This is a genomic window from Grimontia marina (assembly GCF_900060185.1).
Classification (GTDB): Bacteria; Pseudomonadota; Gammaproteobacteria; order Enterobacterales; family Vibrionaceae; genus Enterovibrio; species Enterovibrio marinus.
The window spans coordinates 74,624-96,990 of record NZ_FIZY01000010.1 but is presented as its reverse complement, the minus strand read 5'-3'; the positions used below and the strand labels follow the sequence as shown (position 1 = coordinate 96,990).

Genomic DNA, 22,367 nt, shown 5'->3' with positions numbered 1-22,367 from the left:
ACCGAACTCCACTATCTAAAGCCCTTACTGGTCAACGTGGCTGGTTTTACTAAACTATTCAATAAATAAGAAAAAAGCCGCCTAACAGGCGGAAATCAATAATTATTATATATTAAAGAGATTACGCTATGCCGACTCTGATTCCTTTCCCTGCTGAAGGGGGTTCAACACGTGAGCCTCAGAGCAGCCCCATGACTGATATGATTCGCGAAGAACTGAATCAACTCAGCTCCAATGATTACATGGTCAACTGCATTTTGGAGCGTATGAAACCGTTCATTGCCACGCTCGATTGCGACCTAAGCTTGGACATGGAAATCACGGCTGAGAACGAAGCTGGTGTGATGCAGGTGATACCGTCGATTCAGGATCTTCAAAGCCGTTTCGATGGCATCATCTCAGAAATTATTTCTGAGCGAATCTTGCATGAAATCCATCTTTTTCACATCGAGCGGGCCACTAAATTCTGAACGATGACAACAGAATGATGAAAGCGGCTAGCAAGCCGCTTTTTGGTTTCTCTGACGCTTACAGTTAATATTATCCCCTATCTCTTGTAGCGCTTTTCAAACAAACCAATCACAACGTCCGCTGATTTCCAACGGGAACCATAATATTCTCTGGCGAAGATCACTCTATCTCTCATGAAATAAAACGGTGGCTTCCGCATTTAGAAACCACCGCTGCATTCAGTGCACTACTTATCTTTGTCATGCTGCTTTACGGATGACAGCGATACGCTTTTGCCAAAAAAGTTACTGACGTAGAGAAGGGGTTCGGCGCATAAAGAAGGACAATATCAGAATTCAATACCATCGCTTTATTTCTCAGTTCATTGACCGCACCTTGCGTCAAGATGCCATTGTCAATCAACCAGTAGTCATACCAATGCCCCTGTGAGCCAACAATATTGCCCCAAGTGGTGTTGCCCATTTATTCATTTTATCTTCAGAGAGTTGGATTTTGAGACCTGTGAGTATATCGGCAATCTAAGTACTTAACGAGCCGCTTTTCTGTTCATCCATGACGGAACAATATGCATCAAAACACACTTGCTCTGATGAAGATCTCTCACTAGAATAACACTGTACATATATACAGTGTTATTTGCTTATGCTCGATAATTTTCTCGCCCTGCATTCAGGGATCTGGACGGCCAACCGTCTCTATCAACCTAAAGCACACTGTCGCCCCAGCGGCCACACGGTGATTGATGAAAAGCTGGATGGCGGCTGGCCAGAATCCGGTGTGGTTGAACTACAATTGCCCTGTTTCGGCATTGGCGAATTACGCCTGATCCTGCCAGCGGTCGTCAGTGCCCTGAAAGACAGTGAGCTCACCGTGTTTGCTGCTCCGCCAGGAGAGCTCAACCCGATAGCCTTGTGTCAGGCTGGATTGGATCTGGAAAAAGTGATCATTCTGGATGCCTCCATCGCATCCAGCCTTTGGTGTGTAGAGCAGGCTCTGAAAAGTGGCTGTTGTCGCTCTGCAGTACTCTGGGGAGATGCCCTTTCCGTGACGCAAGCCAGACGCTTGCAACTCGCTGCGACCGAAAATGACTGCCTGTTGTTTATGATTACTCACCAAAAGAGTGTTCAAGGCTTACCGATCAGTTGTCGCCTGTCAGTTATCCCCGATGAAGTAGGACTGAAAGTGACGGTCGTTAAGCGTCGTGGCCTTCCCGTTGAACCCTTTCATGTGCCATTGGAACCTGTTTTTCATTCTTTCTCGCTAGCTGAAAAAGCTAAAAAGTCTGAAGTTATCACACTTGAATCGCTCCAATTGGCAGACACCTCCAATGTGGTGCCACTCTTTCGATGATCCTCTGGTTATATCTGCACTTTCCAGCCTTACAGCTTGACACCCTTATCCGTGACAACAGGGTGGAGACGCCACTGATTGTGCTTTCCCGCGCCACTGGCAGTGTTTATCAAGCTAACGCACAAGCGCGGGAGCATGGCATTGTAGTAGGCAATGACCTCGGCACTGCCAGCGCTCTGTGTCATGGTCTGGATGTCGCAGATTATGACGAGCAGGCAGAGGCTGATCGCCTAATGCAACTGGCTTCCCTTTTGTATCAGGTCAACGCGGATATCATCCCCTATGCGCCGGATGGGCTTCTGCTGAAAGTCACTCCTATGCTCAAGCTTTACGGCTCACTCGACAGATATTGGCAGTCGCTACTACCTGTACTCAGTGGTGAGCAAGTGCAATATCATTTCTCGCTCAGCCCTTATCCAGAAGCGGCTCGCTGGCTGGCCCGTGCAAAAGCGGACTGCGGCTACCTGACACCGGAAGCGACCGAGCAAGCGCTCGCCGTGCTTTCAGTACGTGAACTGGGGTTCACTGCTAAGCACGTTGTTCAGCTGGAACGTATGGGGATACGACATGCCCAACAATTACTAGCGTTGCCTGTGGATTCACTCGGTCAACGTTTTGGCAAACCGCTGACTGCGCATTTACGCTCTCTGACCCAGAAAAGTCTCGCATTACCTGCGAGCTTTACACCGCCTGAGCACTTCTATCAGTCACTTGAGCTTTTGCATGAAATTGCAAATAGCCAGACGCTTTGCTTTCCGCTTCAGCGCATGCTCAAGGAAATGGAGAAGTTCCTGCATGTCAGAGAAGCCGTAACACCCGCTATTACCATTGCGCTGACACAGCGCGAGCATGACGACAAGGTATTGGAGATCACTGCTGCAGCACCCGAGTCTTCCTCCAGTCGATGGATGTCATTGCTCCAGCTTCATCTGGAAAAGATCAAGCTGGATGCGCCTGTCACCCACCTTCGGCTGGAAGCCAATACCCTATTACCAAGGCAGTCCCCCACCCAGGATTTGTTCGCCGGGAAACGTGGACAGCTCACGCCGGGAGAACTCATCAGCCTGATGCAGGCGAAAGCGGGGAAACATGGGGTTTACAGCCTGTCATTGGAAAGTGACCACCGCCCAGAGCGCGCCTTCAAACGTCAATTGCCACTGCAGAAAAGTACGCAAATGTTACCTCCTTTCCTGCCAACACGCCCTGCGTTACTTCATGTATCGCCACGCCCTTTGCTATCTCGTCCTGACACCCTCACAGGCCCTGAACGCGTCAGTGGCGGTTGGTGGGATGAATCGCCCATACAGCGCGACTACTTTGTTGCCCGTAATAAACGGGGGCAACTTTGCTGGGTATTTCGAACCGCACAGGGAGAGTGGTTTGAGCATGGCCTTTTTTGTTGATCCGCAGTTTGAGATCGCTTCCTATGACAACACCTTCTGATAATCGCCCACTCACGTTTTCAGAGCTCCACTGTAAAACCAATTACAGCTTCTTAACTGGTGCTTCCCACCCAGAAGAACTGGTCGTTCGCGCCGCAACATTAGGTTATCACGCACTCGCTATTACTGATGAATGCTCACTTGCTGGCGTAGTGCGTGCTCACACCGCAAACCGAGACCAGAACCTAGGCCTCAAGCTTATTATTGGTTCAGAAATCACCTTTCAGGACGAAAAGCTGGTACTGCTTTGCCCAAACCGGCAAGCCTATGGTGAGCTCGCACGCCTTATTACCCAAGCCAGAATGCGCAGTGAAAAAGGGCACTATCAGGTATTCAGTGATGATTTCAGCCACATCACACAGTGTCTTTGCATCTGGTTGCCGACACTCAAACATGAAGAAAAAACCAAGCCTTCGGATTTTCAGAACTGGCTGAAGAGCACTTTTGAAGAAAGACTCTGGATCGGTGTTGAGCGGCTGTTATTGCCCAATGAATCTACCTATCTGACTATGGTCGAATCACTGTCAAAGGAGCTCAACCTGCCGATTGTCTGCACCAACGATGTATTAATGCATCACACTCGTCGCCAGCCGTTGTTAGATGTGATTACTGCCATTCGACTCGGCAGGCCCTTACAGCAATGCGGCTTTGATTTGCCCAGGAATGGCGAACAGGCACTCAAACCCGTTGAGAAACTGGAAAAGCTCTACCCAGAAAGATGGCGAAGAGAGACCCAGTGTATTGCCACCAAATGTACTTTCTGCCTCAGTCAGCTTCGCTATGAATACCCCGCAGAACTGGTTCCAGATGGATTTACCGCCAGCAGTTACTTGCGCCACTTGGTGGAAGAAGGCATTGGAAAACGTTTCCCGAATGGTATTAAGCCAGAGATCCGCACCACCATTGATAAAGAGCTGGGGCTGATTGCCGAACAGCAGTACGAGTATTTTTTCCTCACCATTTACGACATTGTGCAGTATGCGAAATCACAGGGCATTCTATATCAAGGCCGAGGGTCAGCAGCTAACTCTGTGGTGTGTTATTGCCTTGAAATCACCGCGGTGAACCCGGAGAAAATCAAGGTCCTGTTCGAACGTTTTATCTCTAAAGAACGTAATGAGCCCCCAGATATTGATGTCGACTTCGAGCACGAACGACGGGAAGAAGTATTTCGCTACATCTATCAGAAATATGGCCGTCAGCGTGCAGCTATTGCCGCGACTGTGATTACCTACCGTTTTAAAAGTGCGCTCCGCGATGTCGGCAAAGCGCTAGGGCTCAATGAAACCCAACTGGATTACTACATCAAAAACCTTAACCACCGCGACAAAGGGCTGGATAAAGGCGAACAGCTTGAAGCGCTGGGGTTGGACACCCACTCACACCTTGGACGCTGGCTGATGGAGCTGGTTGAAGAAATCCGCGGCTTTCCACGTCACCTTAGCCAACATGTCGGCGGTTTTATTATCTCCGCAGGCCCTTTGTATGAACTGGTGCCAGTAGAAAATGCCGCAATGGCAGAGCGCAGCGTGATCCAGTGGGACAAAGATGATTTGGAATCCCTTGGACTGCTGAAAGTCGATATCCTTGCACTGGGGATGTTGAGCGCAATCCGCAAAGCTTTTGCCATCATCGAAAGCCAGCATCAGCGCAGATTGTCTATCAGTGATATCGTTACTATGGGTGATGATCCTATTGTCTATCAACAGCTCCAGAAGGCAGACTCTGTCGGCGTGTTTCAGGTCGAGTCCCGTGCCCAGATGAGCATGTTGCCAAGACTTCGCCCAAACTGTTATTACGATCTGGTGATTCAGATTGCCATTGTCCGCCCTGGTCCGATTCAAGGCGACATGGTACACCCCTACCTCAAACGACGTTGGGGAGAAGAACAGATCACCTACCCATCAAAAGAGGTGGAATCCGTTTTAGAACGAACCAAGGGTGTGCCCATTTTTCAGGAGCAGGTGATCCAACTTGCTATGGTCGCCGCCGGATTCAGTGGCGGTGAAGCCGACCAACTTCGCCGAGCAATGGCAGCCTGGAAGCGCAGTGGAAAGCTCGCCCCTTTCCGTGAAAAGCTGATCAATGGCATGCAAGAACGCGGTTATGACATTGAGTTTGCTGAGCAAATTTTCCGCCAGATTCAGGGGTTCGGTGAATACGGCTTCCCTGAATCTCACAGTGCTTCCTTCGCGGTATTGGCTTACACCTCATCATGGTTAAAACACTACTATCCGGTCGCCTTTTACTGCTCACTACTCAATAGTCAGCCTATGGGCTTCTATAGCCCTTCGCAGCTGTTGCAGGATGCCTCCCGCCATCAGGTTCAAATTCTTCCTGTCTGCGTCAATCGAAGCCAGTGGGATCATCAGCAGGTCACAGTGCAAGATCAACCCGCGCTGCAACTTGGTTTTCGTATCGTCAAAGGATTATCTGAACTCGGCACAGAAAAGCTGCTTCAGTGTCGTCCACGTATTGGATTCCAGCATCTGAACGACATTAGAAAATGTGGTTTGAGCAGAGGCGATCTGGAAGCGCTCGCCAGTGCCAACGCCACCAAAATACTGGCGGATAATCGCTTTTCTGCTCGCTGGCAAATGATGGATGACAGCCATGTTTTGCCACTGTTTTCCAGCGCTCCACCAGACAGTTCGGACGCCAACGCGATTGCAGCGCCTTCTGCGGTAGAAGATTTAATTGAGGATTATGCAGCTACAGGCCTGACGCTCGGCAAGCACCCTATCGCACTGTTGGATGAAAGCGGCAAATTGGGCAAGCACCGGTTGGCCAATGAACTCAATACCATTCGCTCAGGCTCAGCGATAACAGTTGCCGGTGTGGTGACTGGCAGACAGCGCCCCGGGACAGCCAGCGGCGTAACTTTTGTGACGTTGGAAGACCACACTGGAAATATCAATATAGTGGTGTGGCTTGCCACTGCGCGCGCACAGAACACACCGTTTGTTTCGGCAAAGATATTAAAAGTGAAAGGAATTCTGGAACGGGAAGGCGATGTGGTACATGTGGTGGCAGGAAGATTAATCGACATGACTCACACCCTCGATCAGCTACTCATCCATTCACGGGATTTTCACTGATCAAAAAGCTTAGGTCTGTTGACCCTGTATTCACGAAAATACTTCCTCTACATCAATCACTTTGGAACGATTCACCGTGATTTTCCAGCGCTGGATGGTGAAGCTGCCGTCCTGATTCTTCTGCTTGGAAACCAGATTAAATTGATGACGTTTATCGATAGATTCACGTGTCACCTGACCATCGCTCAGCGCATAGTAACGCTCTTTACCACGCGCCATCAGGCGAGAAAAGGGACGAAAATCAATTCGCCACACTTCACGGGTCATGTCGTAGCCGCTAAGAAACTTGGTGGTGGACATCTGGGTCACCATCTTTATTTTGACCACGGACTCTTCGCGCTGACGCAGCTTACCTTTTCGCATCTTGCGAACATCATCAGGGATTTTGTCGAACGGAATGTAGTCCAACCACTCCAACTGGCTGCCGATACGCTGACCGGAGGTTGGGTCAGTGAACATTTTCCGCCACTTCGGACGTCCTTTGCGAATGAAGCGCCAAAGCACATCACGCAGGTCATCCTTGAAGATCTCTCGCATGGCATACAAACCCGCCATTGCGAGCGCAAATGACAAGGTAATTTCGCCAAGGAAACTACGCATACGAATAATGGCAACCGTCACGAAAATCATCACCAAACCAGCAGCAGCACCTTTGGCAAGTTTATTCAGGTTTTGCCCCAGCACCACATCCTTCTGGCGAATAGTGACCGGGTATTCAATCAAACGACGGGCGAGGCGCATCTTATTCACCATACGCGTCGCATCGGTTTGTGCTTTCGACGAATTGTAGTTTTGCTCAATGCGATAAGCCGCTTCAGATTCACAGAATGCCAGAAGCTGCTCTTTAATCGGTTTAAATGCCGCACTCCTTGGCATATGAGCGATCAGCGACAGGAATCGCTGCTCAGTCAACCAGGAAAGGTAGTTGTCGACATTGTTGTAATACTTGATGAGGCTTTCATCTTTTGGCACATAACGACGGAGACGACGAAGGATCTCAACCGCCATGTCAGTGATCACTTCCAGTTGTTCAACCGCCTCTTCCTCTTCGACATCAGCCAAGGTGTCAAAGAAACGGTGCGTTGTTTTTTCCAGTGACAGCGCATATTGATAGGCATACAAACTCAAGCTGACGCGGTATTTGTCGGAAGGCAGTTTATCCCGGCTAGCGAGTCGTGAATGTACAAGTGGTAAGTGGTGCTGCGACGTAAAGTAGGTACGGGTGTTTGACAGTACCTTATAGTAAAACTCATCTTCGCTGAGTATGCTCTTGGAGAAACTCAGCTCTCCAGGAACAAATAGGTAGAATTCGACGTCCTGTCTTTTTATCTCTTCATTGATCAGCGCAATCCGTGCGGTTAACCCCTCATATTTTTCTACAGAGATCAATTATGTACTCCAAAACATTCTCTATTTACGGGTCTTTCCGCGAAGGAGGAAGAACGCATAGTTTATACCGAAACATTCTCTGTGCGCATGCCCCCAACAGACTTAATTGCGCTGAACAGATGGAAAAACCCAGCAATCAATGATTGTGCATTTTTTAACCATCACGAGCGGATCAATTCGTAACTTCGATGGCTAGGGCTTGCCTGAGGGTTAAACCCTAAGAGTTAACTGGTTTATCCACAGAAAAAGTGAATAAGTCGCAGTAGTCAGATCGTCTTGCTTACTATTACCGTCTAAAAATTCAACCGTTTAGGATAATCAAGGAACAGAACGTGCTTGTCTGCTACCGACCAGTTTGACCAACTGTCGCTGTGAAGCGTAATCACCGCTATACCGCAAGTTGGAAGGTTATCTATTTCAAAAGGGATATGGGATAGAAACTCGTTGAATGCTGGATTATGTCCAACCAGCATGACGCTGTCTTTTTCATCATCAAACCGCTCTACAACCCTTACCAAGGTTTCCCAATCCTCTGTGTAAACATCATTTTTAATGATCACAGGTGGTGAATGAGGCAGTTGCTCAGCCATCAGCAACGCGGTCGTTTTTGCTCGGAGTGCACTGCTGGAGACTATCGCTTTAGGTCTGTTAGTCCAAGCCGCAAGTCGTGCACCCATTTCAGGGGCATTTCGACGACCACGCGGATTTAGTGGCCTGTCATGATCGTCGAGGGAAGGATCATCCCAACTGGACTTTGCATGGCGGGTCAAGAAAAGTAACTTCACCCGCGCCTACTTGCTGAGCGCTTCGCGCATGCGGGTTTGCACCACATCCACCAAGAGATCAGGTTGAAACTTAGAAACAAAACGATTGCAGCCAACCTTTTCCACCATGGCTTCATTGAAGCTGCCGCTCAGAGATGTGTTCAACGCAATGTATAGGTCGTGCATACGGCTATCAGCACGCACTTCCGATGTCAGCTTGTAGCCGTCCATCTCCGGCATTTCGGCGTCCGTGATCATCAGCAAGATTTCATTACGTGGGTCCTTTCCTTCGTCACACCAGGATTTGAGAAGATTAAGCGCTTGTTGGCCATTTTTCTTCTCAATGCATTCAATGCCTAGTTGACCCAATGTTTCGGTAACCTGCTTACGCGCGGTAGAAGAGTCGTCCACCACCAGTACTTTCTGACCCACAAGATGATTAGAGAGATCATCATCCAACACACCATCTGATATACCAATGTCATAGGAAATGATTTCCGCCAACACTTTTTCGACATCAATAATCTCAACCAACTTTGGCTCGTTTTCATGGTCAAGCTTGGTAATCGCTGTGAGATAATTAGAGCGCCCCGTGCTTGGCGGCTCCATGATTTCATCCCAACCCATGTTTTTTATATATACCACCTTGCCCACCAAAAACGCCTGTACCGAACGGTTGTACTCAGTCACAATGAGATTGCTTTCTTCATCCTTGCTGAGAGGACGTAACCCTATAGATTGTCGCATATCAATAACAGGGATAGAGCGTCCACGAATGGTGGCAACACCACTGATTTTGGGGTGAGAACCTGGCATTTGGTTAAGGTGCGGAACTTGCAACACTTCCCTGACTTTAAAAACGTTAATCGCAAAAAGCTGTCTTGTTCCTAGCTGGAATATCAACAATTCTAAGCGGTTTTCGCCAACCAGATTGGTTCGGGAGTCTACTGAATCTAAAATACTTGTCATGGGTTACTAACCACTCTCAGATCACATCACTGTGATTTCTCATTGTCTTATCTCTGATTGCCAGTAAAACACATAGTGAGAAGCTACTCACTCCGTCATTACTTTTTAGCGCGTTACTTCTTAATAATAGAAAAACTCCTTGAATAAAGCGAAATTACACCGACTCTAATTTCATTTATATCAATAGGCTGTAAATACTTTTTCACACAGTAGGTTAGCAACATTATGATCATACTGGAAATTTGCGAAAATATACTGAACCAGTTTCATAAAATGGTAAATCATAGGTGTGATGATCGCGTTGAAACGCTACAATCAAGAGAGATAATGTGGTGTTGCTGGAAGGCAACTTATCACTGTTCTCGATTTATCATTCTGGCTAATAACAGGCGCTATATGAAAAGCAAAGCCAATGAATCGCAGGGAATGTTGTTGTTCCGACTCTCTGCCACACAGATTTTTGCCATTGGCACTCTCAAGGTCAGAGAGATCGTTCCTTTCTGCCCATTAACTGCACTTCCTGGCTCTCATCAAACCGTAGTAGGCACTGCCAACATGCGCGGGATCACGACACCTGTTATCGACATGGCAAAAGCCATCGGTTATCAACCTATCGACAAAAGTGAGTATAAGAACTGCTTTATCATCATTACCGACTGTCAACGTCGTGTGGTGGGTTTTTTGGTACGCGGCATAGAGAAAATCAGTGAATGTGACTGGCACAATATTACCCCACCACCTGAGACGCTGGGTACGCGCGCTTTTCTCACCGGTGTTATGAATGTCGAAAACAAGTTGGTCCAACTACTTGATGTAGAGCTGGTGATGTCCAAGATCTTCCCTGTACCAGAAGACAAGCTGCACCCCATTCTCGCCGACGTAGATCGCGAGAAGCTAAAGCCGATGCATATTCTGCTGGTTGATGACAGTAGTCTTGCTAGACGTCAGCTTTCAGAAGCCCTCGACAGTATCAATATTCCTTATGTGGTCAGCACTAACGGGATTGATGCCCTCGAGAAGCTAAAAATCTCAGCCAGAGATGGTCGACCGTTTGACATCGTGGTGAGTGATATCGAAATGCCGGGAATTGATGGGTACGAACTGGCATTTGAGATCCGAAGCAATGAGCCGCTCTCAGAAGCTTATCTGATCCTTCATACCTCACTTTCCAGTGAAATCAGTGTAGACCGAGCCCACCAAGTGGGGGCTCATGAAGCCCTGACTAAATTTGATGCGAACGAGTTGGTGAATGCCATGCTTCGCGGTGCAAACCTCAAACTGGAAGGTGAAAATGTCCGCCTTGAAGGGGCAGTGGAGTAATTTACTTTCACTTTCGTCAAAGGCACGCTTCCACGCGTGCCTTTCTCTTTCCTATCAACATGCTATATGGTTGATTTGTGCACGATTCGTGTGCCTCGAATATTCTGAGCTCACGAGGTTATAGCACATATTTTCCCGCCCAAGCTGTCACTAAAAGTTCTCGCAAAATACTGAGCTTTCCTTGATCAAAAGACTGTTTCCGACGGTCACCTTGTGGTTTAATTTCATCAGGATCACACAAAGAAGGTTACAGACCTATGAACAATGTATTCGAGATCGTTAAGTTCTCTCGTCGCAAGAATAAACTGAAGCGGGAAATTCAGGATAACGATAAGAAAATCCGCGACAACCAGAAGCGCGTGACTTTGCTTGAGAACCTGCTTGATTACATTCAGCCAGAAATGACTCACGATGAAATCGTAGAGATCGTTAAAAACATGAAAGCTGACTACGAAGATCGTGTTGATGACCACATCATCAAGAGTGCAGAGATTTCAAAAGAGCGCCGCGAGATCAGCCGTCAAATCAAAGAACTGACCCGTCTGGACAAAGAAGGCAAAAAATAAGCTTTCTTTCTGTTGTGGCTGGAACCATAAGATAGTCCTAGCCACATCTGTTATGGCTGGAACCAACCCACATTCCTAGCCGCATCTGTAATAGCTCAGCCGCCTAACCGCGGGAATAACAAGACTACCCTCTCGGTGGTCTTTTTGTTTTTAGCCATACCAAACTAAATTAGCTTGTAGGTAATTGCATCGGTCGTAAATTCGGTGACACCAACAGTGGTGCTTCCGTGGCAGCCTGTACCTCTTCAATGGAAAACTCTGGCGCAAGCTCTGTCAGAACCATGCCGCTCTCATTGATTTCAAACACGCCCATTTCCGTCACAATCAGATTCACCTGATTGGCAGCAGTCAGAGGCAAAGAGCACTGTTTCAGCAGTTTCGGCTGACCTTTCACCGTGTGCTCCATGGCGACAATCACCTTCTTCGCACCGACGACCAAATCCATCGCGCCGCCCATGCCGGGTACCATTTTCCCTGGGATAATCCAGTTGGCGAGATTCCCGCGCTCATCCACTTGCAGTGCCCCCAGCACCGTCGCATCAACATGACCGCCACGGATAATGGCAAATGAGTCCGCACTGTTGAAGTAACAGGCACCGTCGACAGCGGTAATATGCTGGCCGCCCGCATTAACCAGATCCGCATCTTTCGTCGCTTCGCAAGCCAGTTGATCGATACCGAGTAGGCCGTTCTCGGCTTGGAGTAACAACTCAACCTCTTTGTCGACATGGTTCGCCACCAGCGTTGGCAGGCCAATCCCAAGATTCACGATATCGCCGTCATTCATCTCGCGGGCAACGCGCCATGCGATGCGTTGACGGACGGTCTCTTTATCGAGTTGCGCTGTCATTGGATGTCCTCCACTGAGCGCTGACCGACGTAGCTGTGATCAACAAGGATGTGGTCGACAAAGATACTTGGCGTGTGAACCGCTTCTGGCTCAATATCGCCAAGCTCAACAAGCTGTTCCGGCTCCACAATCACCGTCTCTGCTGCAGTCGCCATTAACGGGTTAAAGTTCTGGGTCGTTTTGCTGTAAAAGACGTTCCCACGACGATCGACTTTCGAACCCCGGATCAGTGCCAAATCCGCTTTCAGCGGCGTTTCCAACAGGTAGGCTTTACCATCGACTTCAATCACCCGCTTGTTCTCCGCCACAATGGTGCCAAGACCAGTTGGCGTGAGCACACCTCCCAAACCCGCACCGCCGCTTCGAATACGTTCTGCCAGCGTACCTTGGGGAACCAGCTCGACTTCAAGCGTGCCATCGTTCATTTGCTTGCCCGTTTCCGGGTTGGTGCCAATGTGAGAGGCATACAGCTTCTTCACCCGCTTCTCTGCAATAAGGCGGCTTGATCCTCGACCGGGAGAGCCGGTATCTGTGGTGATCAAGGTGATATCTTTGATGTCTTTTTTGATCAGCAGATCAATCAGTCGCTCTGGAGCACCTGTTGCCATAAAGCCCCCAATCATAATGGTCATGCCATCGTGCAAAAGGCTTTCTATCTGTTGAGCGGTCGCGGCTTTTTTCATGGTATTCACGCCCTCAGCAACGTTTCAGGATGAGAGCGGTGCCCATACCGCCACCGATACACAAGGAGGCAAGACCATAGTCTTTCTCGGTACGTTGCAGTTGGTAAACCAGTGTCGTCACGATCCGGTTACCGGAGGTACCAATGGGATGACCAAGCGCAATTGCTCCACCGCTGAGGTTACTGCGCTCAAGCAGCCAGTTTTCATCGACATTGTGTGCTTCTGCCAGCCCCTGAATCACCCCCAAAGCTTGCGCAGCAAAGGCTTCGTTCAGTTCGAATACTTCGATGTCCTCGATGGTCATTTTGGCTTTCTTCAAGGTATTAGCGACAGCAGAAACTGGGCCGAGTCCCATGATTTCGGGGGCAAGCGCACCTTGGCCGTATTCCACCAGCTCTGCCAGAGGCGTGAGATTATGCTGCTTCACCGCACTTTCTGATGCCAGCAGGATGGCCGAAGCACCATCGTTGATACCGGATGCGTTACCAGCAGTGACACTGCCTTGCTTATCAAACGCGGGACGAAGTGCCTGCAAACCTTCGAGAGTGGCACCCGCTTTCGGGTATTCGTCGTCTTTCACTTCAAACTGGCGTTTACGCTCAGTGACAGTGATTGGGGAAATTTCTGCCGAAAAGTGGCCTTTTTCGATCGCGTTAACCGCTTTCTGTTGGCTATTTAGGGCGAATTCATCCTGCGCGTCGCGGCTGATATTGCATTGGGTCGCGACGTTTTCTGCCGTCACGCCCATGTGGTAGTGATGGAAGGCATCGGTCAAACCGTCTTTGATGATGCTGTCTTCCTGCATTTGATGACCCATACGAACGCCACGGCGGATCTGCCCTGACGTTACGTAAGCGGCATTGGACATGCTTTCCATGCCGCATGTCAGCACAAGCTTCGCGTCACCTGCACGGATATGACTTGCACCGTCCATAATCACTTTCATGCCGCTGCCGCATATCATGTTGAGGGTGTATGCAGGAACCGTATCTGGCACGCCCGCCTTGATAGCGGCTTGTCGACCCGGCCCCATGCCAACGCCACCTGTCAACACGTTACCGACGATCACTTCGTCGATGTGCGCAGGTTCAATACCCGCTTGCTCGACCACCGCTTTCATCGCGTGCGCGCCGAGTTCAACGCCTGATAATGACGCCAGAGAACCGTTAAAGCTGCCGATTGGCGTGCGCTTTGCCGCCACAATAAAGATGCGTTCCATACCGCCCATACTCCCATATCCACTGTTTGGTTTTCAGTGTATGGGAGAGGCGAAATTGGCGATATAGACAGAAATTCAAAGCGGCTTTGCGAAAATGCAAAGCAAAAGAATATACCCAAACAACCTGAAGATGCAGGATTCAGCGAGATTGACTGGCGTTGTGATCGCGGCGTTCCTTTGCCGGTGTAGTCATCTCCATCAAAAAGGAACAACAAAGAGCACGGCGTCAGTCAACTCGCCCGAAGGGAGGCCATCAATGCGCCCACTTCTTCGTTAAACTCCACGGAAATAGAATGACTATTCCTCGCGGAATTTGCCTCGAATTGAACGCATTGATGACCTCTGAATGCGCGCAGCTTCAGGTCGTTTGGGTATAATATCAGCAGGGGTTTTCCAGTAGAAAGTCCTTGAACTTGCTGGCAACGGGAGAGGCAACCCCAGAGGGGTGATAATAGAGATTAAGACTCCAGGTACTGGTTTCAAAGTCTTTCATCAGCGGGATAAGCGCGCCATTTTCAATCGCAGGCTCAGTCACAAACTTTGGCAGATAAGCCACGCCAGCCCCTTGAGTCACGCCACGAAGCAACAGGTCGCTGTCATTCACTTCAATGGTTTTCGGCACTTTCATGACGATGGTTTCCACGCCTTTTTGGAAAATCCATTCGTTACTGCCCGTAAGTGTGGTCGCCACCAGACAGGCATGATCCTGCAAATCTTCCGGCTGCGTCGGTAAGCCCTGCTTTTCTGTGTAATTGGGAGAAGCAACAACCACAAAGGGGGAGGCCAACAACTCCCGCTTAACCAGCATAAGGTCCTTTTCTCGGTAACCCTGAAACCGTGCATTAGCACTGATCATCAAATCGCTGGTGCTGGCGTGGTCGAGCGCCCAAGGCGTGACATTGACATTGAACGTCACTTTCGGGTTGAGCCTGGAGTACTCGGTGATTTTATCCATCAGGTAATGGTTGGCATAAACCGGCGTGCAGGCGATGTTGATGTGGCCTTTCTCATGATCCTGAAAGCCTTCCAGCTTGCGACTGATACACTCAGCTCGGTCGACAATGGGCGAGAACTCTTCATAGAGCGTCTGGCCTGCCGGGGTTGCTTCTAAAAGGCGGTTGGAACGATGGCAAAGTGTTGTGCCGAAATGCTGCTCTAGCTCCTGAAGCCAGCGACTGCCTGCCGACACTGAAACGTTAAACTGGCGCGCTGCAGAGGAAATAGACCCAGTGCGGATCACATAGGTAAAGAACGCCATTTTATCGAGCATGGAATCTCTCCGAAGCTGAGTCAGAACATGTGCCAAATCTCTTTGTAAAAGATTCGGTTAACTTTTGCACGTGCACCACGGGCAGTTTTTGGATTTGTTCTCAACACAACAAGCAGATACAACAAAGCCCAGCATCCTGCTGGGCTTTAAAGACAGTGTGAAGTTTAAGCGTGATTTACTGGGTAATTACCAAGATACGCGAGCACCGATTGCGTAAAGCATTTCGCCATCGTATGCAGTGCCAGGTTTCACTGACATGTCATTTTTGTTGTTGGTCAAGCCGATAGAGGTAGAACCATCAACGTATGCCGCTTCACCGTATACGCGGAAGTAGCTATTGAACTTGTACACGGAACCTACATAAGCAACATCAGCTTCGCCTTTGCTCTTGCCGTCGATAGCTAGATTCTTAAGCTCCCAATCAGAAAACTCGTACGCACCGTAAACAGAAGCTTTATCGCTTAGGCTGTAGCTAAGTGCCAGTGCATAACCAGTGCGCTCCAGCCCTTCAGTGCCATTCTTACGTTCAATGTCACTTGAAGCATATTGAGCACCTACATAAAGATCTCCAAATGAGCGCTCTACCCACACTGTGTGGAAAGTGTCTTCAAAGGTTGACTCTGGGTAGGTAGTTTTAACCAGATTGCCCTGCTCATCGCGAGACTCAACATCTTTTTGCTCAGCATTGAACTTTTCAGCTTTAGAAACACCAGCTGTAATGTCAAAGCCAGCAACGTTTACGCGACCAAAAAGTTCTGCTACTTCAGCATTCGCACCATCTTCTGGGAAAGCGTAAGTCGCATCCAGGTAGATTACGTCGTTTTCATATGTGTAACGAACTGCACTGTCATGAACACCGCCAGATACTGCGCCCTCAACAATATGTGTGCCACCGAAGAAGTAAGAGTTATCTACACCCCACAGATCGTCAGCAGTCACATACTGCTTACCGATTTTGACTGTACCCCATGAACCGTTTGCACCGATGTAACTGTAACGGTTTTTTAGCTCACCTGGACGAACTGAAAACTCAACGTTACCAAACACGTCAAAATTGTCTGCTACGCCGAAAGTACCTGCCAAACCGGCACGGGAACTGCCGTCATCCAGTTTAGGATCTGCATCTGGAGTCTTGGTCAGTTTTGCACGAAGAGAGCCGTAAAAATCAACCGAACCGTTCTCGCTGCTGTAGATCTCCGCTGCGTTTACATTGCCTGCTAAAAGTACCGCTGGGATTGCTACTGCTAAAAGTGTCTTTTTCATAGAATACGTTCCTGTATTTCTTATAAATTCCATTTGCAAAAATGCTGCGAGATGAAAATTAACATTCCAGAAACACAGGGTAAAACGTCACAAAAATTAACAAATTAGATGCTTGACAGACGTTTTGACTAACATAAAACCAACAAGCCAACATTCATAAAATTGACATATAACCGCATAAAAAGTCGTATTTTTGATTTGTTAGAAGCAATTTTGAGACTATAAATGCAAAAAGTGAGGTACGACTAGAAAGGTCAAAGTCTCACACGGGCGTTCAAAAAACACACAAAAAGATGAGTATTTATAAAACCGTGATTTGCGACACACTTCTCGTATCGATAAATCCAATATTGGGCATTACAGGGATTTTTACGGGTTACATGCTAAAAAACCGTGCAACAGGACGCTAATAATGCAGATATGTTCACAAGAAAAAGTATTCAAATACAGCAAGTTAACTACTTAATCCCAAGCTCACGTAGACGTTTATAGATGGTGTTTCGGCTTACACCGGAAAGTTCCGCAATACGGGTAATGTTTCCCTCTGTTGCAGAATAAAGTTCTGGCAGGCTCTCTCGCCAACTTACGACTAGTGACGGAGTCATTTCAATTTGTTCGTGAGGAGTCGCCTCTGGTTTTTCAGATGGCGTTTCTAGATCGAGGAAGAAATCATCGGGTAGATGGTGAAGGTGGATCATACTGCCACCTGACAATGCCAACGCAACACGTAAAGTGTTCACCAACTGGCGAATATTGCCCGGCCAGGGATGCTGCTCAAACAAGCGAAGCACCTCATTACTGATAGGAGGAGAATCCCCTACCGTCAGTCCATCAAGTAAATGAATAACTAGCGCGTTGATGTCCGATCTTTCTGATAGGGAAGGAAGAAACAGGGTTAGCCCGTTAATACGGTAATACAAGTCATCGCGGAATTGCTTCTTGAATACCGCTTCCCTTAGCGGTTGGTGAGTCGCACTGATCACGCGGAAATCAACAGGGTAACTTTCCGTACTTCCGAGCGGGGTTACTGCTTTTTCCTGCAGTACACGCAGCAATCTTGCCTGCACATGAAGCGGCATATCGCCAATTTCATCTAACAGTAAGGTGCCGCCATCAGCTTGCCTGATATAACCCATGCTGCCTTTGTTATTGGCACCGGTAAACGCCCCTTTCACATAACCAAAAAGCTCTGACTCCACCAGCTCAGTGGGAATCGCGGCACAGTTCACCGCCACAAACTTCTTATCCGCGCGGTCGGAAGATGCATGCACCGCTTTAGCAAATACTTCCTTGCCCGCACCGGTCTCGCCCTGAATCACCAGGGGAATATCACTGTTGGCGACGCTGGCTGCCCGCTTAATCGCTTTCTGCATTTTCATGTCGCCAAGATCCAAGTCTGAAAGTTGGCGTTCACCTGAGGCTATTTTTGTTGGCTTCGGCTCTGATTTTATTTTGACTGAAGACAAAGGCGATTGCGGTGCACGGATCATGTTAGTGAGGGGGCGTTTGAGCGTACCAAACAAGCGATAGTTAGAGATGCCAAGGAAGGAGAGTGTTTGGTTCTCTGGATGCGCTGATAATTTTAGCGTGGTGATCCCAGTCACCATTTCGATGTTCAGCCCTTTCAGCACATGCCCAACTAACAGATCTGCCCGTCGGTTGGCGGCGACAATCTCACCTGCGTCATTAAAAACCAGTAATCCCGCCCACTGACTGGTGTGGTTATCCTCGCTGTTATTGAACACCAAGGTGTAATAGTGCTGGCGATACGTCGCCATGATGAGCTGGTTCTCAACCGATTGCGTCATCACTTTCACCATCCCATTCACATGGGAAGTAGGTAGATAAGCATCAGATGAGATATTCAATACCCCAACAAGCTCACGCTCACTGTTAAAGATAGGTGCAGCAGAAGCGGTCATATAGCGGTTGGCGATCAGATAGTGCTCATCCCGACCGACGACAACTGATTCGCCTGTTTGTAATGCCGTGCCAACCGCATTAGTACCATTAAACCGTTCCAGCCAACTGGTTCCCTGCTCGAAAAGATGGCTTTCCATTTGGTTAATAAAGCCCGGACGTCCCCAACGGCTCAATAAGTTTCCGCTGCTGTCAGCCAGTAAAACCAAGCTGTTGCTGTTTACCAGAATATTTTCGTAGTAAGGCAGCACCTGCTCTTGCGTCGTGACAATCAGGTCTCGTGACTTCCCCTGAGCATCTTCCCAGTCCCCCTTGTTCAAACGAATGATCGCCGGTGCACTCTTTGGATTTAGTCCAAAGGAACGGCAGCGCTTCCATGAAGCCTCTATAACCTCATTGTGAGACTGAGTTAGATCGCTCATTTCACCACCCATCCATGCGCGTTCGAACAGAAAGAAGACTGTCAAGCATTGTTCACATTTTGTTAACAGTCAACAAATATGTTCACACTACTTACACAGTGACGCTGTTCACACTTATTTTTATCCCTTCAAATTCATTTAATTAACATTAATTTAACTTCTGGCACGAATCTAGCGTATGACATTCGGATTCGAAAATTAGTGCGCGTTCGCGCAATTGACGATGTCGCCAGTACAGCACGTCGTTATTTATACAGGGAGTTTACATGTCACTCGAATTGGAGAACGTCACAAGGATCAGCAACCATGAAACGTGGTTGGACGATATCAACCTGAGGATAGAACCCGGTTCTTTTAACGTCCTACTCGGCAGAACACTGGCGGGGAAAACGAGCTTGATGCGCCTGATGGCAGGGCTGGATAAACCCACCAACGGCCGCGTGCTCTTTAATGGACAGGATGTCACTGGCATACCCGTAAGGGAACGCAATGTCTCCATGGTCTATCAGCAATTTATCAATTACCCCAACCTGACTGTCTTCGAAAACATCGCCTCACCGTTGCGATTGGAAAAACAACCTGAAGCACTCATTAAGCAGAAAGTGCAGGAAACGGCAGAGATGCTTCACATTGAACAGTTTCTTGACCGACTGCCTCTCGAACTGTCAGGCGGTCAGCAACAACGCACCGCGATGGCAAGGGCACTGGTGAAAAACGCTGACTTGATTCTGTTTGATGAGCCTCTGGTCAATCTCGACTACAAACTGCGTGAGGAGCTTCGTCAGGAAATGCGCGAGCTGTTTGCTGAGCGCAACACCATTGCGGTTTACGCCACCACAGAGCCTAACGAAGCCCTTGCTCTTGGCGGCAATGTGGTTCTGATGCATGAAGGTAAGGTGATTCAATCCGGGCCGACCGCAGAGGTTTACCACCACCCCTCTTCAGTCACCAGTGCTGAACTCTTTGGTGAGCCGCCCATTAATCTGATCCGTGGCCGTGTCGGCGGCGGCAATGTTTCTTTCGACGAACACATTCACTTTCCACTCAACACTGACCTTGGCGAGCTAACCGACGGGGAATATCAATTTGGCATCCGCCCTAACCACCTCAGTTTGGTGCCGAACAATGATGACGATTTAGAACTGACCGTTGATGTCGAACTGGCGGAGATCAGCGGCAGTGAAACTTTCCTGCACGTCAGAAACCGCGACATCAATATGGTGCTTCACTTACCGGGGGTTCACGACTACGACGTTGATCAGAAGATCAGTATTTATGTGCCTACCCACAAACTTTATGTCTTCGATGAGTCACAAAAGCTCATTCAGTCTGCGCGTCGCGTCCAGTCAATGCCGGGCATAGGGGGGTAACAATATGGCAGAAATCATTCTTAATTCCTTGGCACATTCCTACAAGGCTTCACCACAAAGCCGAGAGGATTATGCTATCCGGAAAATGACCCACACCTGGCGCAATGGTGGTGCCTATGCCTTGTTGGGCCCTTCCGGTTGCGGCAAAAGCACCATGCTGAACATTATCTCCGGCCTGCTGACACCGTCAGAAGGGGAAGTGATGTTTGATAATCAGGATGTCAGCCAACTTGCGCCACAAGAGCGCAACATCGCGCAGGTTTTCCAGTTCCCTGTGGTATACGACACCATGACGGTATACGACAACCTCGCCTTTCCCCTCCGCAACATGAAAACACCGGAAGCCAAGGTGCGTTCACGTGTCAGTGAAGTGGCTGAGCTATTGGAACTCAACAGCGTGCTGGATAAGCGCGCCAGCAACCTCAACGCAGATGAAAAACAGAAAGTCTCCATGGGTCGCGGTCTGGTGCGTGAAGATGTCTCCGCCATTCTGTTTGATGAACCACTCACTGTTATCGACCCACACCTTAAATGGAAACTGCGCCGCAAGCTTCGCCAGATCCATGAACAGTTCAACATCACCATGATTTACGTGACCCACGATCAACTCGAAGCCGCCACCTTCGCAGAAGAGATCGCCGTGATGTTTGACGGGACAATCGTACAGTTTGGCTCTCCACGCGAACTGTTCGAGCGCCCCAACCACACCTTCGTGGGTTTTTTCATTGGCAGCCCAGGCATGAACCTCTTGCCTGTTCAGCGCTCCACTGACGGCAATGTGTCTTTTGAAGACATGCCTATCACCTTAACGGACACTCAGCGCCAGATGCTGGAAAACACCAGCAGCAACAACATCAAGGTCGGAATACGCCCTGAGTTTGTGCATGTGTGGCAGGAAAAAAGGGAGGATTCTTGGGAAGTCCCCGTACAGCACGTTGAAGATTTGGGCACCTACAAAATCGTCACCGCCATGTTCGGTACCCAACCTATCAAACTGCGCATCGCTGAAGAAGCGCCGATTCCTCAAGAACACGCCCATATCAGCTTCCCAGCTCAGTGGCTGAAGCTCTACATCGATGAGTATCTGGCCGGAGAGCCGGAAGAAAGCACAAGCGCGACAGGAGGTCAGGATGCAAACTAAGACGGAAAATAACCGCGCCTGGCTACTGGTTCTCCCAGTATTCCTGCTGGTCGCCTTCTCCGCCATCATCCCGTTGATGACGGTGGTGAACTACTCGATTCAGGATATTTTCGATCAGAACACCCGCTACTTTGTGGGTACAGAATGGTACAAGGAAATCCTGAACGACCCTCGTTTACACGACTCTCTGGTTCGTCAGTTTATCTACTCTTTCTGCGTACTGGCGATTGAAATCCCGCTGGGTATCGCGGTGGCGCTTTGTATGCCGGCACGCGGTTTCAAAGCCTCGCTGGTGTTGATCGTTCTCGCCATTCCCCTTCTTATCCCCTGGAACGTTGTCGGCACCATCTGGCAGATATTCGGGCGGGCAGATATCGGCTTACTCGGCTGGTTCCTCAACAACCTTGGGGTGGAATACAACTATGCCTCCGATCCGGTCGATGCGTGGATTACCGTGCTGGTGATGGATGTCTGGCACTGGACATCACTCGTCGCCCTGCTTTGTTACTCCGGCCTTCGTGCCATTCCTGATGTTTACTATCAAGCGGCGAAAATCGACCGCGCATCGAACTGGGCTGTGTTCCGCTACATTCAATTGCCCAAACTGAAGAGTGTGCTGCTCCTCGGTGTCCTGCTGCGGTTTATGGACAGCTTCATGATCTATACCGAGCCCTTCGTGCTGACAGGCGGTGGTCCGGGTAACGCCACCACTTTCCTCTCACAGGCGTTAACCAAGATGGCCGTCGGTCAGTTTGATATCGGCCCTGCCGCCGCCTTCTCGATCATTTACTTCCTCATCATCTTACTGGTGTGTTGGGTGTTCTATACCGCAATGACCAACATGGACAAAAGGAGCTAAG

General features: G+C 49.0%; 19 protein-coding genes. 9 read left to right on the top strand and 10 right to left on the bottom strand.

Features of this window, described 5'->3' with window-relative positions; all coding sequences use genetic code 11:
- Positions 1-128: 128 nt before the first annotated feature.
- Positions 129-470 carry a hypothetical protein gene (locus GMA8713_RS07480; protein ID WP_062707332.1) on the top strand — a complete coding sequence of 114 codons (342 nt, stop codon included), beginning with the start codon at positions 129-131 and terminating at the stop codon, positions 468-470.
- A gap of 250 nt (positions 471-720) precedes the next feature.
- Here GMA8713_RS07480 and GMA8713_RS07475 read toward each other — a convergent pair whose 3' ends face one another.
- A complete protein-coding gene (locus GMA8713_RS07475) occupies positions 721-933 on the bottom strand; it encodes a DUF4156 domain-containing protein (RefSeq protein WP_084387674.1) in 213 nt (70 codons plus the stop codon).
- 180 nt (positions 934-1,113) lie between these two features.
- Between GMA8713_RS07475 and imuA the strand changes: the two genes are divergently transcribed.
- The 3 genes from imuA to GMA8713_RS07460 are packed head-to-tail and all read left to right on the top strand — an operon-like array spanning position 1,114 to position 6,361.
- Positions 1,114-1,821 carry a translesion DNA synthesis-associated protein ImuA gene (gene imuA, locus GMA8713_RS07470; RefSeq protein ID WP_062707331.1) on the top strand — a complete coding sequence of 236 codons (708 nt, stop codon included), beginning with the start codon at positions 1,114-1,116 and terminating at the stop codon, positions 1,819-1,821.
- Complete coding sequence (locus tag GMA8713_RS07465) at positions 1,818-3,224, top strand: Y-family DNA polymerase (protein WP_062707330.1); 1,407 nt, start codon at positions 1,818-1,820, stop codon at positions 3,222-3,224. The genes imuA and GMA8713_RS07465 overlap by 4 nt, the downstream gene beginning before the upstream one ends.
- 23 nt (positions 3,225-3,247) lie before the next feature.
- Positions 3,248-6,361 (top strand): error-prone DNA polymerase, encoded by a 3,114-nt coding sequence (locus tag GMA8713_RS07460; protein WP_062707329.1) that lies wholly within the window; start codon positions 3,248-3,250, stop codon positions 6,359-6,361.
- Positions 6,362-6,391: 30 nt separating this feature from the next.
- On the opposite strand, the gene GMA8713_RS07455 is transcribed toward GMA8713_RS07460, so the two are convergent.
- The 3 genes from GMA8713_RS07455 to GMA8713_RS07445 all read right to left on the bottom strand — a co-directional run bounded on the left by GMA8713_RS07455 (position 6,392) and on the right by GMA8713_RS07445 (position 9,483).
- On the bottom strand, positions 6,392-7,750 hold the full coding sequence (locus tag GMA8713_RS07455; RefSeq protein WP_062707326.1) for a hypothetical protein: 1,359 nt from the start codon (positions 7,748-7,750) through the stop codon (positions 6,392-6,394).
- Positions 7,751-8,043: 293 nt separating this feature from the next.
- Positions 8,044-8,535, bottom strand: coding sequence for a SixA phosphatase family protein (locus tag GMA8713_RS07450; protein ID WP_084387673.1), 492 nt, complete (start codon positions 8,533-8,535; stop codon positions 8,044-8,046).
- A gap of 6 nt (positions 8,536-8,541) precedes the next feature.
- Entirely contained in the window at positions 8,542-9,483 is a 942-nt protein-coding gene (locus GMA8713_RS07445; RefSeq protein WP_062707320.1) for a chemotaxis protein CheV, read from the bottom strand.
- Positions 9,484-9,879: 396 nt separating this feature from the next.
- On the opposite strand from GMA8713_RS07445, the gene GMA8713_RS07440 reads away from it, so the two are divergent.
- Together GMA8713_RS07440 and GMA8713_RS07435 are read left to right on the top strand one after the other, a co-directional pair.
- Entirely contained in the window at positions 9,880-10,803 is a 924-nt protein-coding gene (locus tag GMA8713_RS07440; protein ID WP_062707317.1) for a chemotaxis protein, read from the top strand.
- Positions 10,804-11,060: 257 nt separating this feature from the next.
- A complete protein-coding gene (locus tag GMA8713_RS07435; protein ID WP_062707315.1) occupies positions 11,061-11,369 on the top strand; it encodes a DUF496 family protein in 309 nt (102 codons plus the stop codon).
- 169 nt (positions 11,370-11,538) lie between these two features.
- On the opposite strand, the gene GMA8713_RS07430 is transcribed toward GMA8713_RS07435, so the two are convergent.
- From GMA8713_RS07430 to GMA8713_RS07405, 6 genes are all read right to left on the bottom strand, one after another.
- Positions 11,539-12,219 (bottom strand): 3-oxoacid CoA-transferase subunit B, encoded by a 681-nt coding sequence (locus GMA8713_RS07430; protein WP_062707312.1) that lies wholly within the window; start codon positions 12,217-12,219, stop codon positions 11,539-11,541.
- Complete coding sequence (locus GMA8713_RS07425) at positions 12,216-12,902, bottom strand: CoA transferase subunit A (RefSeq protein ID WP_062707305.1); 687 nt, start codon at positions 12,900-12,902, stop codon at positions 12,216-12,218. Before GMA8713_RS07425 ends, GMA8713_RS07430 begins: the two co-directional genes overlap by 4 nt.
- A 13-nt stretch (positions 12,903-12,915) precedes the next feature.
- On the bottom strand, positions 12,916-14,121 hold the full coding sequence (locus GMA8713_RS07420; protein ID WP_062707409.1) for an acetyl-CoA C-acetyltransferase: 1,206 nt from the start codon (positions 14,119-14,121) through the stop codon (positions 12,916-12,918).
- A 379-nt stretch (positions 14,122-14,500) separates the two neighbouring features.
- Positions 14,501-15,391, bottom strand: a complete 891-nt coding sequence (locus GMA8713_RS07415; protein ID WP_062707303.1) for a LysR family transcriptional regulator — start codon at positions 15,389-15,391, stop codon at positions 14,501-14,503.
- Between the two features lie 186 nt (positions 15,392-15,577).
- Positions 15,578-16,654: a porin gene (locus GMA8713_RS07410; protein WP_062707300.1), complete on the bottom strand. Its 1,077-nt coding sequence runs from the start codon at positions 16,652-16,654 to the stop codon at positions 15,578-15,580.
- Positions 16,655-17,112: 458 nt separating this feature from the next.
- The gene (locus GMA8713_RS07405) at positions 17,113-18,996 is read right to left on the bottom strand and encodes a sigma-54-dependent Fis family transcriptional regulator (protein WP_062707406.1); all 1,884 of its coding nucleotides are present in this window, start codon (positions 18,994-18,996) and stop codon (positions 17,113-17,115) included.
- 266 nt (positions 18,997-19,262) lie between these two features.
- On the opposite strand from GMA8713_RS07405, the gene GMA8713_RS07400 reads away from it, so the two are divergent.
- From GMA8713_RS07400 to GMA8713_RS07390, 3 genes are read left to right on the top strand one after another with little or no spacing between them, the layout of a single operon-like run.
- The gene (locus GMA8713_RS07400) at positions 19,263-20,366 is read left to right on the top strand and encodes an ABC transporter ATP-binding protein (protein WP_062707297.1); all 1,104 of its coding nucleotides are present in this window, start codon (positions 19,263-19,265) and stop codon (positions 20,364-20,366) included.
- A gap of 4 nt (positions 20,367-20,370) precedes the next feature.
- On the top strand, positions 20,371-21,507 hold the full coding sequence (locus tag GMA8713_RS07395) for an ABC transporter ATP-binding protein (protein ID WP_062707292.1): 1,137 nt from the start codon (positions 20,371-20,373) through the stop codon (positions 21,505-21,507).
- Positions 21,497-22,366 (top strand): carbohydrate ABC transporter permease, encoded by an 870-nt coding sequence (locus GMA8713_RS07390; RefSeq protein ID WP_062707289.1) that lies wholly within the window; start codon positions 21,497-21,499, stop codon positions 22,364-22,366. The genes GMA8713_RS07395 and GMA8713_RS07390 overlap by 11 nt, the downstream gene beginning before the upstream one ends.
- The last annotated feature ends 1 nt before the right edge of the window (position 22,367 follow it).

What these genes read in the sequence shown, in the direction of transcription:
- GMA8713_RS07480 (WP_062707332.1), top strand. Translation starts at nt 129, where the DNA reads ATGCCGACTCTGATTCCTTTCCCTGCTGAAGGGGGTTCAACACGTGAG.
- GMA8713_RS07475 (WP_084387674.1), bottom strand. Translation starts at nt 933, where the DNA reads ATGGGCAACACCACTTGGGGCAATATTGTTGGCTCACAGGGGCATTGG.
- imuA (WP_062707331.1), top strand. Translation starts at nt 1,114, where the DNA reads ATGCTCGATAATTTTCTCGCCCTGCATTCAGGGATCTGGACGGCCAAC.
- GMA8713_RS07465 (WP_062707330.1), top strand. Translation starts at nt 1,818, where the DNA reads ATGATCCTCTGGTTATATCTGCACTTTCCAGCCTTACAGCTTGACACC.
- GMA8713_RS07460 (WP_062707329.1), top strand. Translation starts at nt 3,248, where the DNA reads ATGACAACACCTTCTGATAATCGCCCACTCACGTTTTCAGAGCTCCAC.
- GMA8713_RS07445 (WP_062707320.1), bottom strand. Translation starts at nt 9,483, where the DNA reads ATGACAAGTATTTTAGATTCAGTAGACTCCCGAACCAATCTGGTTGGC.
- GMA8713_RS07440 (WP_062707317.1), top strand. Translation starts at nt 9,880, where the DNA reads ATGAAAAGCAAAGCCAATGAATCGCAGGGAATGTTGTTGTTCCGACTC.
- GMA8713_RS07435 (WP_062707315.1), top strand. Translation starts at nt 11,061, where the DNA reads ATGAACAATGTATTCGAGATCGTTAAGTTCTCTCGTCGCAAGAATAAA.
- GMA8713_RS07430 (WP_062707312.1), bottom strand. Translation starts at nt 12,219, where the DNA reads ATGACAGCGCAACTCGATAAAGAGACCGTCCGTCAACGCATCGCATGG.
- GMA8713_RS07425 (WP_062707305.1), bottom strand. Translation starts at nt 12,902, where the DNA reads ATGAAAAAAGCCGCGACCGCTCAACAGATAGAAAGCCTTTTGCACGAT.
- GMA8713_RS07420 (WP_062707409.1), bottom strand. Translation starts at nt 14,121, where the DNA reads ATGGAACGCATCTTTATTGTGGCGGCAAAGCGCACGCCAATCGGCAGC.
- GMA8713_RS07415 (WP_062707303.1), bottom strand. Translation starts at nt 15,391, where the DNA reads ATGCTCGATAAAATGGCGTTCTTTACCTATGTGATCCGCACTGGGTCT.
- GMA8713_RS07410 (WP_062707300.1), bottom strand. Translation starts at nt 16,654, where the DNA reads ATGAAAAAGACACTTTTAGCAGTAGCAATCCCAGCGGTACTTTTAGCA.
- GMA8713_RS07405 (WP_062707406.1), bottom strand. Translation starts at nt 18,996, where the DNA reads ATGAGCGATCTAACTCAGTCTCACAATGAGGTTATAGAGGCTTCATGG.
- GMA8713_RS07400 (WP_062707297.1), top strand. Translation starts at nt 19,263, where the DNA reads ATGTCACTCGAATTGGAGAACGTCACAAGGATCAGCAACCATGAAACG.
- GMA8713_RS07395 (WP_062707292.1), top strand. Translation starts at nt 20,371, where the DNA reads ATGGCAGAAATCATTCTTAATTCCTTGGCACATTCCTACAAGGCTTCA.
- GMA8713_RS07390 (WP_062707289.1), top strand. Translation starts at nt 21,497, where the DNA reads ATGCAAACTAAGACGGAAAATAACCGCGCCTGGCTACTGGTTCTCCCA.